Annotated in this window: 9 protein-coding genes; 6 read left to right on the forward strand and 3 right to left on the reverse strand. The window is 69.0% G+C overall.

Annotated elements, in window-relative coordinates; genetic code table 11:
• Both GTY96_RS08240 and GTY96_RS08245 read left to right on the forward strand, forming a co-directional pair.
• A complete protein-coding gene (locus GTY96_RS08240) occupies window positions 1-486 on the forward strand; it encodes a (2Fe-2S)-binding protein (protein WP_143899540.1) in 486 nt (161 codons plus the stop codon).
• Window positions 487-900: 414 nt separating this feature from the next.
• Complete coding sequence (locus tag GTY96_RS08245) at window positions 901-2,370, forward strand: right-handed parallel beta-helix repeat-containing protein (protein ID WP_143899541.1); 1,470 nt, start codon at window positions 901-903, stop codon at window positions 2,368-2,370.
• A gap of 93 nt (window positions 2,371-2,463) precedes the next feature.
• Here GTY96_RS08245 and GTY96_RS08250 read toward each other — a convergent pair whose 3' ends face one another.
• Window positions 2,464-2,874: a carbohydrate-binding protein gene (locus tag GTY96_RS08250; protein ID WP_143899542.1), complete on the reverse strand. Its 411-nt coding sequence runs from the start codon at window positions 2,872-2,874 to the stop codon at window positions 2,464-2,466.
• A gap of 176 nt (window positions 2,875-3,050) precedes the next feature.
• On the opposite strand from GTY96_RS08250, the gene GTY96_RS08255 reads away from it, so the two are divergent.
• Window positions 3,051-5,504, forward strand: coding sequence for an ABC transporter permease (locus GTY96_RS08255; RefSeq protein WP_161664399.1), 2,454 nt, complete (start codon window positions 3,051-3,053; stop codon window positions 5,502-5,504).
• A gap of 32 nt (window positions 5,505-5,536) precedes the next feature.
• Here GTY96_RS08255 and GTY96_RS08260 read toward each other — a convergent pair whose 3' ends face one another.
• Complete coding sequence (locus GTY96_RS08260; protein WP_235685449.1) at window positions 5,537-6,292, reverse strand: AraC family transcriptional regulator; 756 nt, start codon at window positions 6,290-6,292, stop codon at window positions 5,537-5,539.
• A gap of 194 nt (window positions 6,293-6,486) precedes the next feature.
• On the opposite strand from GTY96_RS08260, the gene GTY96_RS08265 reads away from it, so the two are divergent.
• The 3 genes from GTY96_RS08265 to GTY96_RS08275 all read left to right on the forward strand — a co-directional run bounded on the left by GTY96_RS08265 (window position 6,487) and on the right by GTY96_RS08275 (window position 11,650).
• Window positions 6,487-7,410: a DMT family transporter gene (locus GTY96_RS08265; protein ID WP_161664400.1), complete on the forward strand. Its 924-nt coding sequence runs from the start codon at window positions 6,487-6,489 to the stop codon at window positions 7,408-7,410.
• Between the two features lie 116 nt (window positions 7,411-7,526).
• Entirely contained in the window at window positions 7,527-10,121 is a 2,595-nt protein-coding gene (rph, locus tag GTY96_RS08270) for a rifamycin-inactivating phosphotransferase (RefSeq protein WP_161664401.1), read from the forward strand.
• Between the two features lie 359 nt (window positions 10,122-10,480).
• On the forward strand, window positions 10,481-11,650 hold the full coding sequence (locus GTY96_RS08275; protein ID WP_161664402.1) for an esterase/lipase family protein: 1,170 nt from the start codon (window positions 10,481-10,483) through the stop codon (window positions 11,648-11,650).
• Window positions 11,651-11,710: 60 nt separating this feature from the next.
• Here GTY96_RS08275 and GTY96_RS08280 read toward each other — a convergent pair whose 3' ends face one another.
• On the reverse strand, window positions 11,711-13,435 hold the full coding sequence (locus GTY96_RS08280; RefSeq protein ID WP_235685450.1) for an LVIVD repeat-containing protein: 1,725 nt from the start codon (window positions 13,433-13,435) through the stop codon (window positions 11,711-11,713).
• Window positions 13,436-13,548 lie beyond the last annotated feature (113 nt).

A 13,548-nucleotide genomic window follows, 5' to 3' on the forward strand; every position in this document is an offset into this window, starting at 1 on the left:
ATGCCGGCCCATCACTTCATCCTCAATGGTCAGACGGTATCGGTGGAGGCGCCCGAGGACCTGCCCCTGCTCTGGGTGCTCCGCGATGTGCTGGGCGTCACGGGGCCCAAGTATGGCTGCGGAGTCGGCGTGTGCGGCGCGTGCACCAGCCACCTGGACGGAGAGGCCTTCCGGCCCTGTCTCCAACCCGTGGGCGGCGTGGCGGGCCGCGAGGTGATGACCATCGAGGGGCTGGGCGGCGAGGGACTGCATCCCGTGCAGCAGGCGTGGATCGCCGAGGACGTGGCCCAGTGCGGCTTCTGCCAGCCGGGGCAGATCATGTCCGCGGTGGCGTTGCTGCGAAAGAACCCGGCCCCCTCCGACGCGGACATCGACTCGGCGATGAGCGAGAATGTCTGCCGTTGCGGCACCTATGTCCGCATCCGCGCCGCGATCAAACGCGCGGCGCTGCTGCTGCGCGGCGGAGCGGGTGCCCGTGGAGGATGAGCCCCGGGTCGGGTTCGACGAAGCGAGCCCGCGCTTCGTCGCCGAAGAGGACGGCTCGTGAGTCGCGGTCGTCCAGGCGTTCCCTGCGAAGGACCTGGGGGTGGCGGTCGATGAACGCGGCGAAGTCACGTCCCGGCTCCGCCGACGAGCCATCCCGCCGTTGACGTCGAAGCAGCCGCCGGTCCTTCACCTCCGGCATTCCGTTGTCCCCCGTGTGTCACGACGCGGCACGGTCGTCCTGCGCCCTTCCGCGAACGAGGCGGGGGACCGAGAACCCGCTCCAGCGCCGAGGACTGAGTGCGCTGGCGGACCGCTGCCCTGGAGGGCACTTCCCTCCGGCGCCCAGGGCAGTTGAGCAAACCCACGCAGGTGGCGAATTTGGTCGCCTCTCGTTCCTGACCGGGGTCAAAGATCATGATCAAACATCGAAGTGGAATCACCACCGTGTCCGCGTGCGCGGCACTCCTCTCCGTTCTGGCGCTGACGCAAGGGGCATGGGCGGCGGAGGACGCACCCAAGGCGGAGGCCCTGCTCCCAGCATCCGCCCGGGCCGAGCTGGATGAGCCCCCTGACGGGCGGCAGGTCTTCCTGAGCCGTTGTCCCACGGCGGACGCGGCCCAGGCCGGCACGCTGTACGTCGCGAACTCGGGGCCGAGAAACCCCTCGAAGCCGCTGGGCTCCATCGACAACCCGTACGCGACCATCGCCGCCGGCGTGAAGGCCGCGCGCCCGGGCAACATCATCCAGGTGAGCTCGGGCACCTATCCCGAGTCCGTCATCATCAGCCCCACGACCTCCCAGGCGGGCACGGCCACCGCGCCCATCGTCCTGAGGGGCGACCCGGCCGCCCCCCCGGTCATCGTCCCATCGCCGGCGCGCGTGGTCGGCAGCCTGGTGGCGCTGAGCCAGCCCTATTGGATCCTCCAGTCGCTGGAGGTGAACGTCAATGGACAGGCCTCCTTCGGCGCCCAGTTCGACCGGAACACGTACTGCACACAGCTGCGCGACTCGAAGCTACACGGAGGCACCGCTGGCGGCGGGGTCGTCATCAACGAGGCCCAGAACGCCCTCGTCGACAACAATGAGATCTACGACTTCTCCAAGTCGGGGACGGACTCCCATGGGGTGGTGTTGAAGAACGCCGCGCGGGAGATCTTCATCGAAGGAAACACCATCCACGACACGTCGGGTGACTCCGTGCAATGCCAGACGGAGGGCAACCGGCCCACGAGCATGTACATCGAGCACAACGAGCTGCACGACGCTGGCGAGAACGGCGTCGACATCAAGGGATGCGACTACGTCTACGTGCGGGGAAACACCATCTCCCGGTTCCCCAATCTGGCGCGCTACCCCTGGCAGGCGAACTCCTCCGCGGCGGAGGCCGTCGTCATCCATGACGGCGCCACGAACGTACAGATCGTCGGGAACACCATCTCCGAGGCCGGCCGCGGCATCTCCGTGGGGGGCACCTCGACGGTGGAGCACCCCATCGACATCCTGCTCCGGGGCAACACCATCACCGACATCGTGAACTACGCGAACCGGGGGAACGGTCAGGGGATCCGCGTCGTGCAGGCCAACGGGGTGCGGGTGCTGAGCAACACCGTGGCGAGGACGGCGGACGCCGGGCTGCGGCTCGCCGCGGACGAACCGCTCGTCGTCACCGGGCTCGTGGTGACCGACAACATCCTCCGCGACATGCGGCTGTTCGTCCGGCTGGGCCGCGCGCAGTACCGCCCCAGCCTGGTCATGGACCGCAACCGCTATGAGGGGGCGAGTGGCGTGTTCACCGCCACCGGCCTGCTCACCGAAGGCCAGTTCCCGGCGTGGCGCGCGGTGTTGGCGCCCTCGCTGGAACAGAACTCGGTGCGGGTGCCCTGAGCGAGGGCATCAGCCCCCCGCCCAGCCAAGGTCCATGCCCGGCAATCCGCTCTGGATTGCCGGGCCTCTCACCGGGAAGGGGGAGTGGCGACCTCACTGAACAACGAAGTTCTGGCCGTTGTTGTTGTTCCAGGTGCGGTGGCCGGACGCGTCGTCCACGTAGATGGCGTACTCAATGGCCGTGAAGGAGACGGTCGGAGGAACATTGAAGCGGCCCGCCCACACCTCGTCCTGGCTCCCGGAGGCATTGGGGGTGTTGTTCCGCCAGGTGAGCGTGCCCCACTGCGTCGTCTGCCAGTGGTCCCAGGTGTAGACGACGCCGACCGAGTGCCCTGGCGCGACCGGCCAGACGCCCGTGGTCAACTGGAACTGGCGGAAGACGTAGCCACCGCCCGTCCCCACCACGGGCACGCCCGCCTCCAACACCCACGTCGTCTCCGCGACAGCGAGGGTGGGCAAAAGGAAGAGCAAGGCACCGCAGAGGTTCCCGAAACGCTTCTTCATCGCAGGCTCCCGTCAAGGAAAGCCGCCAATCTGGAATGCGTCCCCCGGAAGCTCAAGACCTGAAGCACGGGGTGTCAGGGATTGGAGACACGCGTGGCGGCACGCCCTGGCCCGGGCCGTGGCAATCGCGGTGAGTCCGGGCCGTAGGGCAGCGCACCTGGGAGAGGTGCCGCGCCATGTCCACCGTGCTTGATGACCTGCGTTACGCCGTCCGGATGTTGCTCAAGAGCCGGGGCTTCACGCTCGTGGCCGTGCTGACGCTGGCGCTGGCGATTGGCGCCAACACCGCCATCTTCAGCGTGGTGCACGGCGTCTTGCTGCGCCCCCTGCCCTACCGGGAGCCGGAGCAGCTCGTCCAGTTGGTGCGCAAGGGGCCGGGGGGCAACACCCCGATGCATTCCATCGGGCGCTATGCGTGGTGGTCCGCGCAGGCGGCGTCGGTGCTGTCGCACGTGACGGCCTACGACTGCTTCCCCAGTGGCTTCAACCTCATCGGAGATGGGGTGCCCCAGCGGCTGTCGGGCATGCGGGTGACGCGGACCTTCTTCGACACCTTCGGCGTGCGGATGGAGCGAGGGCGGGACTTCCTCCCCGAGGAAGACGTGCCGGGTGCCGGGCGGGTGGCGATCCTCAGCCACGGCTTGTGGCAGCGCCAGTTCGAGGGCGCGGCGGACGTGGTGGGCCGGACGCTGACGCTGAACGACGAACTCTACACCGTGGTGGGCGTGGCCCCCGCGACCTTCCGCTATCCCGAAGGCGTCCAGCTCTGGACGCCGCTCCAGTTGGACCTCACCAACCGGGATGACTCCAACTCCATGTTCATCACCGCGCGGACGAAGCCGGGGCTCTCGCGGCCCCAGGTGGACGCGGCCATGGAGGCGCTGTCGCTTCGGATGCGCGCGGACTCGCCCGCGCTGGTGGACGCGAAGCGGAGTTTCGTCGCGGAGGATCTGCACACCTACCTCGTGGGCGACCTGCGCGGTGCGTTGTGGGTGCTGCTGGGCGCGGTCGCGCTGGTGCTGCTCATCGCCTGCGTGAACCTGGCCAACCTGCAGCTCGCGCGGGCCGCCGCCCGTCAGGGGGAGCTGGTGGTGCGCGCGGCCCTGGGCGCGGCGCCCTCGCGGCTGATCCAGCAGATGCTGACGGAGAGCGTGCTCGTGTCCCTGCTGGGCGCGGGGCTGGGGCTGCTGCTGGCGGCGGTGGGCCTGCCGGCGCTCCTGTCCCTCGCGCCCGCCGGGCTGCCGGCGCCGCAGGGCGTGGGCATCAACGGCGCGGTGCTGGCCTTCACGGCGGGAGCGGCGCTGGTCACGGGCCTGCTCTTCGGCGTGCTGCCGGCACTCCAGGCCTCCCGGCCCAACCTGTCCGGGGCCCTGCGAGAGGGGGCGCGGCGAACCACGGGGGGGCCCGCGAGCGGGCGGGCACGAGCGTGGCTGGTGGCGGGGCAGGTGGCGCTCGCGGTGGTGTTGCTGGTGGGGGCCGCGCTGCTCATCCGGGGCTTCGCGTCGCTGAGCCGAACGAGCCCCGGCTTCGAGCCTCGGGACGTGCACGTGCTGCGCATGTCCCTCCCGGAGGGGCGCTACGCGGACCCCGCCGCGCTGGAGCGCTTCCACCGGCAGATGGTGGAGCGGGTGGAGGCGTTGCCGGGGGTGCGGGCCGCGGCGTTCGCCACCACCCTGCCCATGGAGCAGGGCCCGAGCCTGGGCTTCATCATCGAAGGCAAGTACGAGGGGCGCGACGACGGCCCGGGGACAGGCGGCGCGCAGCTGCGGCCCGTGACCGCGGACTACTTCGGTGTGCTGGGCGTTGGCTTGATGAAGGGCCGGCTCCTGGCGGTGTCGGACGGCGTGGGCTCCGAGCCCGTGGCTGTCATCAACGAAACGGCGGCGCGCAGGTATTGGCCAGGCGAGGAGCCCATCGGGCAACACATCCGGGTGGGACACTCCGTCCCCTTCGGGGATCAGGTGCCCCGGCGCGTGGTGGGCGTGGTGCGCGACGTGCGGGAGAACGGGCTGGACGCCGAGGCGCCGAACATCGTCTATGTGCCCCCGTCCCAGCTGTCCGCGACGTTCACGCGGATGATCGTGAGCATGTTGCCGCAGCAGCTCCTGGTGCGCGCGCCGGGTGGGCACGCGGCCATCGTGGCGGCGGCGCGGCGCGAGCTGGGGTCGGTGGACGCGCAGCAGCCGCTGACGGAGACCCTGCTGCTGGAGGACCACCTGGCGCGCTCACTGGGCTCGGAGCGCTTCAACATGGTGCTGTTGGGGGCGATGGCGGCGCTGGCGCTGGTGTTGGCCGCCGTGGGCATCTACGGCGTGCTGTCCTACCTGGTGGGCCAGCGGACGCGCGAGCTGGGGGTGCGGCTGGCACTGGGAGCCACGCGAGGACGCGTGGTGCGGCTCGTCCTGCGCCAGGGCCTGCTGCCGGTGGTCGTGGGCGCCACCGTGGGCCTGTGCGGGGCCCTGGGCCTCACCGAGGTGGTGTCCAGCCTGGTGCACGGAGTGAGCGCGCTGGATCCGCTCTCCTTCGTCGCGGCGCCCGCGCTGCTCCTGGGGGTGTCCCTGGCCGCCATCGCGCTGCCCGCGTGGAGAGCGTCCCGCGTGGATCCGCTCGTCGCGCTCCGCCATGACTGAAGGCCGTCGCCTTCGCCGGGGGGGCGGCACGCTCACCGCCGACTGCTTCGAACGCGCGCCGGCGCCTTCTCCTTGGGATGCGGCGGAGCCTGCGTGACGAACCGCCTCGGACTCGTGCCGATCAGTCGGCGAAACATCGCGATGAATGACGACGAGGTGGCGTAGCCGAGTTCCACGGCGATCGATTCGACGCTCCGTCCCGCGCGCAACAGCGGCAACGCATTCACCAGCCGGAGTCGCTGACGCCATTCGGTCAGCGACATGCCCAGCTCGCGCTCGCACCGGCGCATCAGCGTGCGTTCGCTCATGTGAAACGCCTTGGCCAGCTCGCCGAGCGAGCGACTGTCGGAGGGGTTGCTCTTGAGCGCGGAGAGCACGGCGTCGAGCTCCGCGTCCGCGGTGTGCGGGACGTAGCTCCCCGTGGTGGCGCAAGTGGAGAGCTGGTCGACCAGCGCTCGCAGGAGCCTCGCACGCACGGGCGCCTCCTCGGCTCCTGGCGAATGGTCGCGCAAGTGCTCGAGGATGGCGCGCACGAGCGGGGACACGATGACCGCGCAGAGCTGCTTGGGCATGTGCGTGCACAAGTTCCGACGGATGTAGATGGAGCAGTGCACCGCCTCTTCGTCGTTGAAGCCGATGTGCTCGGTGCCAGCCGGTATCCACAGGCCCAGGTGCGGCGGCGCCAGCACATGCTGCTCGCCCGCGGTGACTTCCGTGACTCCACTGAAGGAGTAGACGAACTCACCCCAGCGGTGCGTCATCGACGGATACGTCGCGTTCGAGGGCATCCGCTCCATCCGGAAGAACACCGGCGCCGGCAACGCGTCGGTGAAGGGCGGAAGTCTCAGATGCCGGGGAGTTGCTGCTCTAACGTGTTTCATGGCGTTGGCGGCCCAGCGATATCGAATGGCGGTTCCGCGCTATATACTTCGAATCAACCCATGGGCTACGACAGGCGCATGTTGCTCACTGGCGGTTCCCCATGAGAAGGCCGGTAGACGCGCCTGCCTCGGCGGCCATGGTTGTCATCTGCCTCTTCTGGGGGTTGCAGCAGGTCGCGATCAAGGCCGTCGCCAACGACGTCTCCCCCATCCTGCAAGCGGCGCTGCGCTCCGGTGTCGCGGCCGTGCTGGTGTGGCTGTTCAGCCGCTTCGTCGCTCAGGACAAGTGGCTGTCAGGCGTCGCGCGTGGACCTGGGCTCGTCGTCGGAGCCCTCTTCTGCGTCGAGTTCCTGCTCATCGCCGAGGGGCTGCGCTGGACCACGGCGTCTCACATGGTCATGTTCCTCTACACGGCGCCGATGTTCGCGGCGCTGGGGCTCCACCTCCGGATTCCGGAGGAGCGCTTGACGCGAACTCAGTGGATGGGCATCGGGCTCGCGTTCGCGGGGATCGTCGTCACGTTCTTCGGTCCGATGAACGCCGGCGCGTCCGCGTCACGGGGTCAGCTCGTCGGCGACCTGATGGGCGTCTGCGGCGGAGCCGCGTGGGGGCTGACGACCGTCGCCATCCGCGTCAGCCGCTTGAGCGAGGCGCCGGCGGCGCAGACCTTGTTCTACCAACTCCTTGGCGCGTTCCTCGTGCTGTTGCCGCTCGCGGCCGTGACCGGCCAGCTCCACTTTCACGGCACGGCGCTCGGCTGGGCGAGCCTGGGCTACCAAGCCATCATCGTGTCCTTCATCAGCTACCTGGTCTGGTTCTGGATGTTGACGCGCTATCAAGCCGCGCAGCTCGGTGCGCTCTCGTTCATGACCCCGCTCTTCGGCGTGGCGATGGGGGCCCTCCTGCTGGACGAACACCTCGCCCCCTCGTTCCTCGCGGGTGCGGCGCTCGTGCTCACGGGCTTGCTCGTGGTCAACAGCCACGCGCGGCTGAGAAGGGTGGGCTATCGCAGCAGCAGCGCGTGACGCCCGCCTTCGCCGGGCCGCTTGATGGGTTGACAAGCGGCCCCCACGAGCGTCGGTGCACTTCACTCCGCGGTCAGGAGTAAAGTGCCGCCCCATCCTGACAGTGAGGTGAACGGATGGGCGACTACGTGTTGGGCTTCCATGAGCTCGACCTGACGCAGGTCCCGGTCGTTGGCGGCAAGGGCGCGCATCTGGGAGAGCTTTCGCGGATCGACGGCATCCGCGTGCCGGCTGGCTTTTGCGTCACGACGGACGCCTTCCAGCGGATCCTGTCGGAAGCGCCGTCGGTCGACGAACGGCTCGAGCGGCTGTCGCTCCTGAAGCTGGACGACCGGGAACAGCTCCGTGCGCTCAGCGCCGAGCTCCGCGAGACCCTCGAGGGGACCGCCATCCCTGATGACCTCGCGGCGGAGCTCACCCGCTCGCTCGCTCGGCTCGGCGAGCATGTCGCCTGCGCCGTCCGTTCGAGCGCGACGGCGGAGGACTTGCCGACGGCCTCCTTCGCGGGCCAGCAGGACACGTACCTGAACGTCGTGGGGACGGCGGCGATCCTCCAGCACGTCAGCCGGTGCTGGGCCTCGCTCTTCACCGAGCGGGCCGTGACCTACCGCGTGCGGAACGGCTTCGACCACCGGAAGGTCCGCATGGCGGTGGTCGTGCAGCGGATGGTCTTCCCGCAGGCGGCCGGCATCCTGTTCACGGCCGACCCCATCACCTCCAACCGGAAGGTCGCCTCCGCGGAGGCCAGCTTTGGCCTCGGCGAGGCCCTGGTCTCCGGCCTGGTGAACGCGGACAGCTACAAGGTGCGGGACGGAGAGGTCATCGCCAGGACGGTCGGCGCCAAGCAGCTCGCCATCCACGCCTCGCCGACAGGCGGGACCCAGCACCAGGAGCTCGAGCCCGCGCTGCGGCAACAGCCGGCGCTGACGGACGCGCAGGTCGTGCGACTCGCGCGGTTGGGCCGGCGGATCGAAGCGCACTTCGGCCGTCCCCAGGACATCGAATGGTGCCTGGTCGACGATGACTTCCAGTTCGTCCAGAGCCGGCCCATCACCACGCTGTTCCCCATCCCCGCGGCCGGCGACCCGGAGAACCACGTCTACCTCTCCGTCGGTCATCAGCAGATGATGACCGACGCCATGAAGCCCCTGGGGCTCTCGCTGTTCCAGCTGACAGCCCTGCGGCCGATGCACGAAGCCGGCGGGAGACTGTTCGTCGACGTCACCCGGGTCCTGGCGTCGCCAGCGAGCCGCGCGGCCCTGCTGGAGCTCATGGGGAAATCCGAGCCGCTGTTCAGGGACGCGCTCCAGACGGTCCTTGGACGCGGCGACTTCATCCGGTCGCTCCCGGACGCCGGCCCCGGCAGGCCGCCGGCTGGCGGCGCGCCCGCCCCGCTCGAGCCCCATCCGGCCATCGTCGACGAGCTGGTCGGGCGCACTCAAACCTCCCTCGCGGCCTTGAAGCGCGACATCCAGACCCGGTCCGGAGCGGCGCTGTTCGACTTCATCGTGTCGGACATCCAGGAGCTGAAGCGGCTCTTGAGCGATCCGCGAAGCGTTCAGGTGATCATGTCGGCGATGGAGGCCACCTGGTGGCTCAACGAGCACATGCAGGCGTGGCTGGGCGAGAAGAGCGCGGCGGACACGCTCACGCAGTCCGTCCCCCATAACGTCACGTCGGAGATGGGGCTGGCGCTCCTGGACGTCGCGGACGTGATCCGCCCGCATCCGAACGTGGTGGCCTATCTGCAGCACGTCGAGGGTGAGGACTTCCTGGATGAACTGGCCAGCCTCTCGGGCGGTCAGGAGGCGCGAGACGCCATCCAGGCCTACCTCGACAAGTACGGCATGCGCTGCGTCGGTGAGATCGACATCACGAAGCCACGTTGGGGCGAGCGCCCCACCACGCTCGTGCCCATCCTCCTCGGCAACATCAAGAACTTCGAGCCGGGCGCCGGCAAGCGGCGCTTCGAGCAGGGGCGACAGGAGGCCTGGAAGAAGGAGCAGGAGCTGCTGGCGCGCCTGCGGACCTTGCCGGGAGGAGAAGAGAAGGCCGCAGAGGCCAAGCGGATGATCGACCGGGTCCGGACCTTCATCGGGTACCGGGAGTATCCGAAGTACGGAATCATCAGCCGCTACTTCGTCTACAAGCAGGCCCTGTTGGAGGAAGCCGAGCGCCTCGTACAAGCCCAGGTGCTCCGTGAGAAGGAAGACATCTTCTACCTCACGTTCCAGGAGCTCCACGACGTCGCGCGCACGAGACAGGTGGATGAGTCGCTGATCCGCCAGCGCAAGGACGCGTTCAGGTCGTATCAAGCGCTCACGCCGCCCCGGGTGCTCACATCGGATGGCGAGGTCATCAACGGGTCGTACCGGCGCGACGACCTCCCGGCCGGCGCGCTGGTCGGCTTGCCGGTCTCCGCCGGGACCATCGAGGGACGGGCCCGCGTCCTGCTGGACATGGCGGGGGCCGAGCTCGAACCGGACGACATCCTGGTCACCCCCTACACGGACCCCAGCTGGACGCCCCTGTTCGTCACGATCAAGGGACTGGTGACGGAGGTGGGAGGCCTGATGACCCATGGCGCGGTGATCGCACGGGAGTACGGTTTGCCAGCCGTCGTGGGGGTGGAGCATGCCACCCGGCGGATCCGGGACGGGCAGCGGATCCGCGTACATGGGACGGACGGGTACGTCGAACTCCTGTCCTGATCCACGGCGGGTCAGGACGGCACGGCCTCCCCTGGCCGTGCCGCCCCGGATGCCGGACTGCGTCCTGGGGGCGGCAAAAGCAATCCGGTGGGCTCCACGATGGTCACTGCGAGAGTCAACCGGGAACGCGCCGGGGCGTGGCGATGGAGGCCAACTCAACTGGGACGGCATGGGTGATTCCGCAGTCGCCCGTTGGCAGTCTTTCCTGCTTGATGCAGTGATGGCCCCCGACCCGGCTCCTCGCCGAGACGAACTTCCGTTTCGGGTGAAGCGCCCCGCCGTCCGGGACAAGGGTTCGGGACTTCACGTTGGGCCCGCGCTCCGCCGCCAGGGGCTCTCCTCACGTTAGGCTTTCCTGCATGGCCAGTCACCGCATCTATCTCATCCCCGGCTTCTTTGGCTTTACGCAGATGGGTGACCAGGAAACGGAGCGCATCGCCTACTTCCAGAACGTCCCGGAGTTGCTCCAGCAGCGGTTCCAGGAGCGTGGCATCGATGCGCAGGTGCATACCGTGCCCTCCGCCCCCACCTCCGGGCTGGCGGTGCGGGCCCGCGACGTGTTCCGGGAGATGGCACGGACCGCGAACGAGGACAACGCGCAGCTCCACCTCGTGGGGCACTCCACGGGCGGGCTGGATGCACGGAGCGTCGTCTCACCGCGCCTGGCCCGGGAGGCCCCGGCTTTCGTGAGGCGCGTACGCTCCGTCGTGAGCCTCGCCACGCCCCACTACGGCACCCCGCTGGCCACCTACTTCCACCAGGGCCACGTGGGGAAGACGCTGCTGCGCTATCTGTGGCTCTTCACCTTCTTCACCCTGCACCGCAAGGTCATGCCCTTGCGGACCGCCGTGCTCCAGGCGTGCTACTGGCTCACCCTGCGGAGCGAACAGGCGAAGCTTCCGCCCAACCTCTTCAACCAGGTCTTCCGGCTGACGGCGGACCTCTCCGATAACGAGCGCGAAGAGCTCCTCCGGTTCTTCAGCCAGGTGGGTGAGAGCCAGGCGCTGATCCATGATCTCATGCCGGACAGCGTGCGGGCCTTCAACGCGAACACCGCGGACCGGGAGGACGTGCGCTACGGCTGCGTCGTCACCGGCGCGCCGCCGCCGAAGCCCACCCTCCACCTGCTGCCGACCGCGGACTCGCTCCTCCATGGGCTCTTCTCCTTCCTGTATGAGAAGAGCGCGCCCCTGTCCCCGGAGCTCCAGACGCCCGAACTCACGGGGGCCCAATCCCAGGCCCTCCAGGCGGTCCTTGGCCGGAACTTCGAGTCCCGGAGCGACGGCATCGTCCCGAGCCGCTCCCAGGTCTGGGGACAGGTGGTCCACGTCACGGTCGCGGACCACCTGGACGTCACCGGCCACTTCGATCAGCCCCCGGCTCACATCAGCTGGTTGAAGTCGGGCTCCCACTACCAGGAGCCGCGGTTCCGGGCGCTGTGGGATCGGATCATCGACTTCACGGTGGGCGGCGCCGCGGCTGTTCACCCAGGCACGTCAGCCGGGGACCGCGTGTCCGCGAACGGGTGACCCCGCGGGGCGGGTCAGGACGGCACGGCCTCCCCTGGCCGTGCCGCCCCGGATGCCGGGCTAGGGCTCGTTCATGATGAGCAGGCCGCGTGCGGTGTCGACGATGTACACGTAGCCGTCGCCGGGGACGCGGATGCCGATGGCGCCCTCGAAGACGTCGTCGGTGCGCCCGGGGTCCGTCTCGCGGTGCGTATTGTAGTAGGCCAGCTGCCGGGGCTGCGTGGGGTTGGACACGTCCAGCACGCGCACGCCCTCCTGGTACCACGCGACGTACAGGCGCGTGCCCACCAGGAGGATGTTGTGGATGGAGGTCGTGGGCCGGAGCTTGAACTCACCAATCTTCACGATGTGCGCCGGGTCGCTGGCGTCCAGCACGCGCAGGTGCGCGCCATGGTTCTCGCCGCCCTCGAAGACGATGGTGCGCCCGGCGAAGGTGCCCACCGCGTTGTGGTGGGCGGTGGTGTTCGGGTACGTGTAGGTCCCCAGCAGCTTCATGTCGTTCGGGTTCTCGACGTCGACGACCTTGAGGCCGCCCTCGAAGTGGCTGATGTAGAGCTTGCCCTGGTAGGCGAAGGCGTCATGGGCCCCGTCGTAGGGGCCCACCAGGGGAAACGCGAGCCGCTGGAGCAGCACGGGCTCCAGCGGCTGGGACACGTCGAACACGAGCGTGTTGCTCGAGGGCCAGAGCCCCATGCCGTAGAGCCGGTCCCCGTTCACCAGCACGGTGTGCACGGCGAGGGGCGCGCTGTTGGGCACGCGGCGCACGAACTGCGGGGCCGCCGGGTTGGAGATGTCAAAGATCACGATGCCGGTGTCCTGGCTGGCGACGTACAGCGCGTCCCCCTTGGTCCACACGCTGTTCCAGAGCTGATCATTGGGGAGGCTGATGACCGTCCTCAGCACGGGGTTGCGCCGGTCCGTCACGTCGAAGACGGAGATGCCGCCCGGCTTGCCCGGGCGAAGGTAGGTCTTGCCGGAGACGACGTAGGCGTGGTTCTTCGCCACGTAGATGTCCAACGGAGTGCCCTGGTCGACGTACGTCTCCGACACGAGCTTCAGGCCGCCCGCGGACTCCTCCTCACCCTCGCGCCACAGCATGCGGTGGGCATCGGCGGTGGCCCGCTCCAACACCCGGCCGTTGAGGCACCGGGCGAAGCAGCCCGTGAAGTAGCGGTTGCTGGGCGCCTCACAGCCCGCCAGCACGGTGGTGACGGTGCCTCCGTCCCGGGTCGGGGTCTGGATGCCGAGGCGGAAGCTGTTCGCGTCGCGCTCCTCGTGAGTGACCGGCGAGTAATAGAACGAGTTGGAGCCGCCGTCGCCGATGAGGTGCATCGTCACGGTGTAGTACGAGCCCTCCACTCCGCCGTCCGCCAGCGCCGTCTCATCCCGCAGCCGCACATGGAAGATGCCGTCCTTCGGGATGTTGGCGAGCGTGGAGGAGTCACAGGCGGACTGGTCGAACATGGCCGGATTGAGACAGCCTCCGGCGGGGCTCTCGCCTACGCGCGGCAAGAGCGCGCAGGCAGAGAGCACGCCGGGGTCCCCCGTGCCGTCTCCCAGCTCCTCCAGCACGGTGTACGTGCCATCCCAGGGCAACGTCCCGGAGTCGGGCGGCCCCGCGTCGGGCGTGCCCGAATCCTCGGGGATGCCTGCGTCGGACGTGGGCTTGGACGCGTCGCGGCAGCCTGGCGCCGCGCAGAGCAGCAGGCCCCAGGCGACGAAGAGCACCCAGGACGAGCGGGAGAAGGACAGCATCGGGGGCTTCGAGGCGGAGAAATCACGCATGTTCGAGAGAGCCCCGGACAAGGCAACTGAGTCTTTAAATTCGCTCTTCTCGTGGGAATACCTGCTCCGTGAAGGGGAATGGGGCTGCGCGGTCGAAAAAATCGGGTTCCGCG

This window comes from Corallococcus silvisoli, from assembly GCF_009909145.1.
Lineage (GTDB): Bacteria > Myxococcota > Myxococcia > Myxococcales > Myxococcaceae > Corallococcus > Corallococcus silvisoli.

Coding starts and splice junctions, on each gene's coding strand:
- GTY96_RS08255 (WP_161664399.1), top strand. CDS start 3,051: ATGTCCACCGTGCTTGATGACCTGCGTTACGCCGTCCGGATGTTGCTC.
- GTY96_RS08260 (WP_235685449.1), bottom strand. CDS start 6,292: ATGCCCTCGAACGCGACGTATCCGTCGATGACGCACCGCTGGGGTGAG.
- GTY96_RS08250 (WP_143899542.1), bottom strand. CDS start 2,874: ATGAAGAAGCGTTTCGGGAACCTCTGCGGTGCCTTGCTCTTCCTTTTG.
- GTY96_RS08245 (WP_143899541.1), top strand. CDS start 901: ATGATCAAACATCGAAGTGGAATCACCACCGTGTCCGCGTGCGCGGCA.
- rph (WP_161664401.1), top strand. CDS start 7,527: ATGGGCGACTACGTGTTGGGCTTCCATGAGCTCGACCTGACGCAGGTC.
- GTY96_RS08280 (WP_235685450.1), bottom strand. CDS start 13,435: ATGCGTGATTTCTCCGCCTCGAAGCCCCCGATGCTGTCCTTCTCCCGC.
- GTY96_RS08265 (WP_161664400.1), top strand. CDS start 6,487: ATGAGAAGGCCGGTAGACGCGCCTGCCTCGGCGGCCATGGTTGTCATC.
- GTY96_RS08240 (WP_143899540.1), top strand. CDS start 1: ATGCCGGCCCATCACTTCATCCTCAATGGTCAGACGGTATCGGTGGAG.
- GTY96_RS08275 (WP_161664402.1), top strand. CDS start 10,481: ATGGCCAGTCACCGCATCTATCTCATCCCCGGCTTCTTTGGCTTTACG.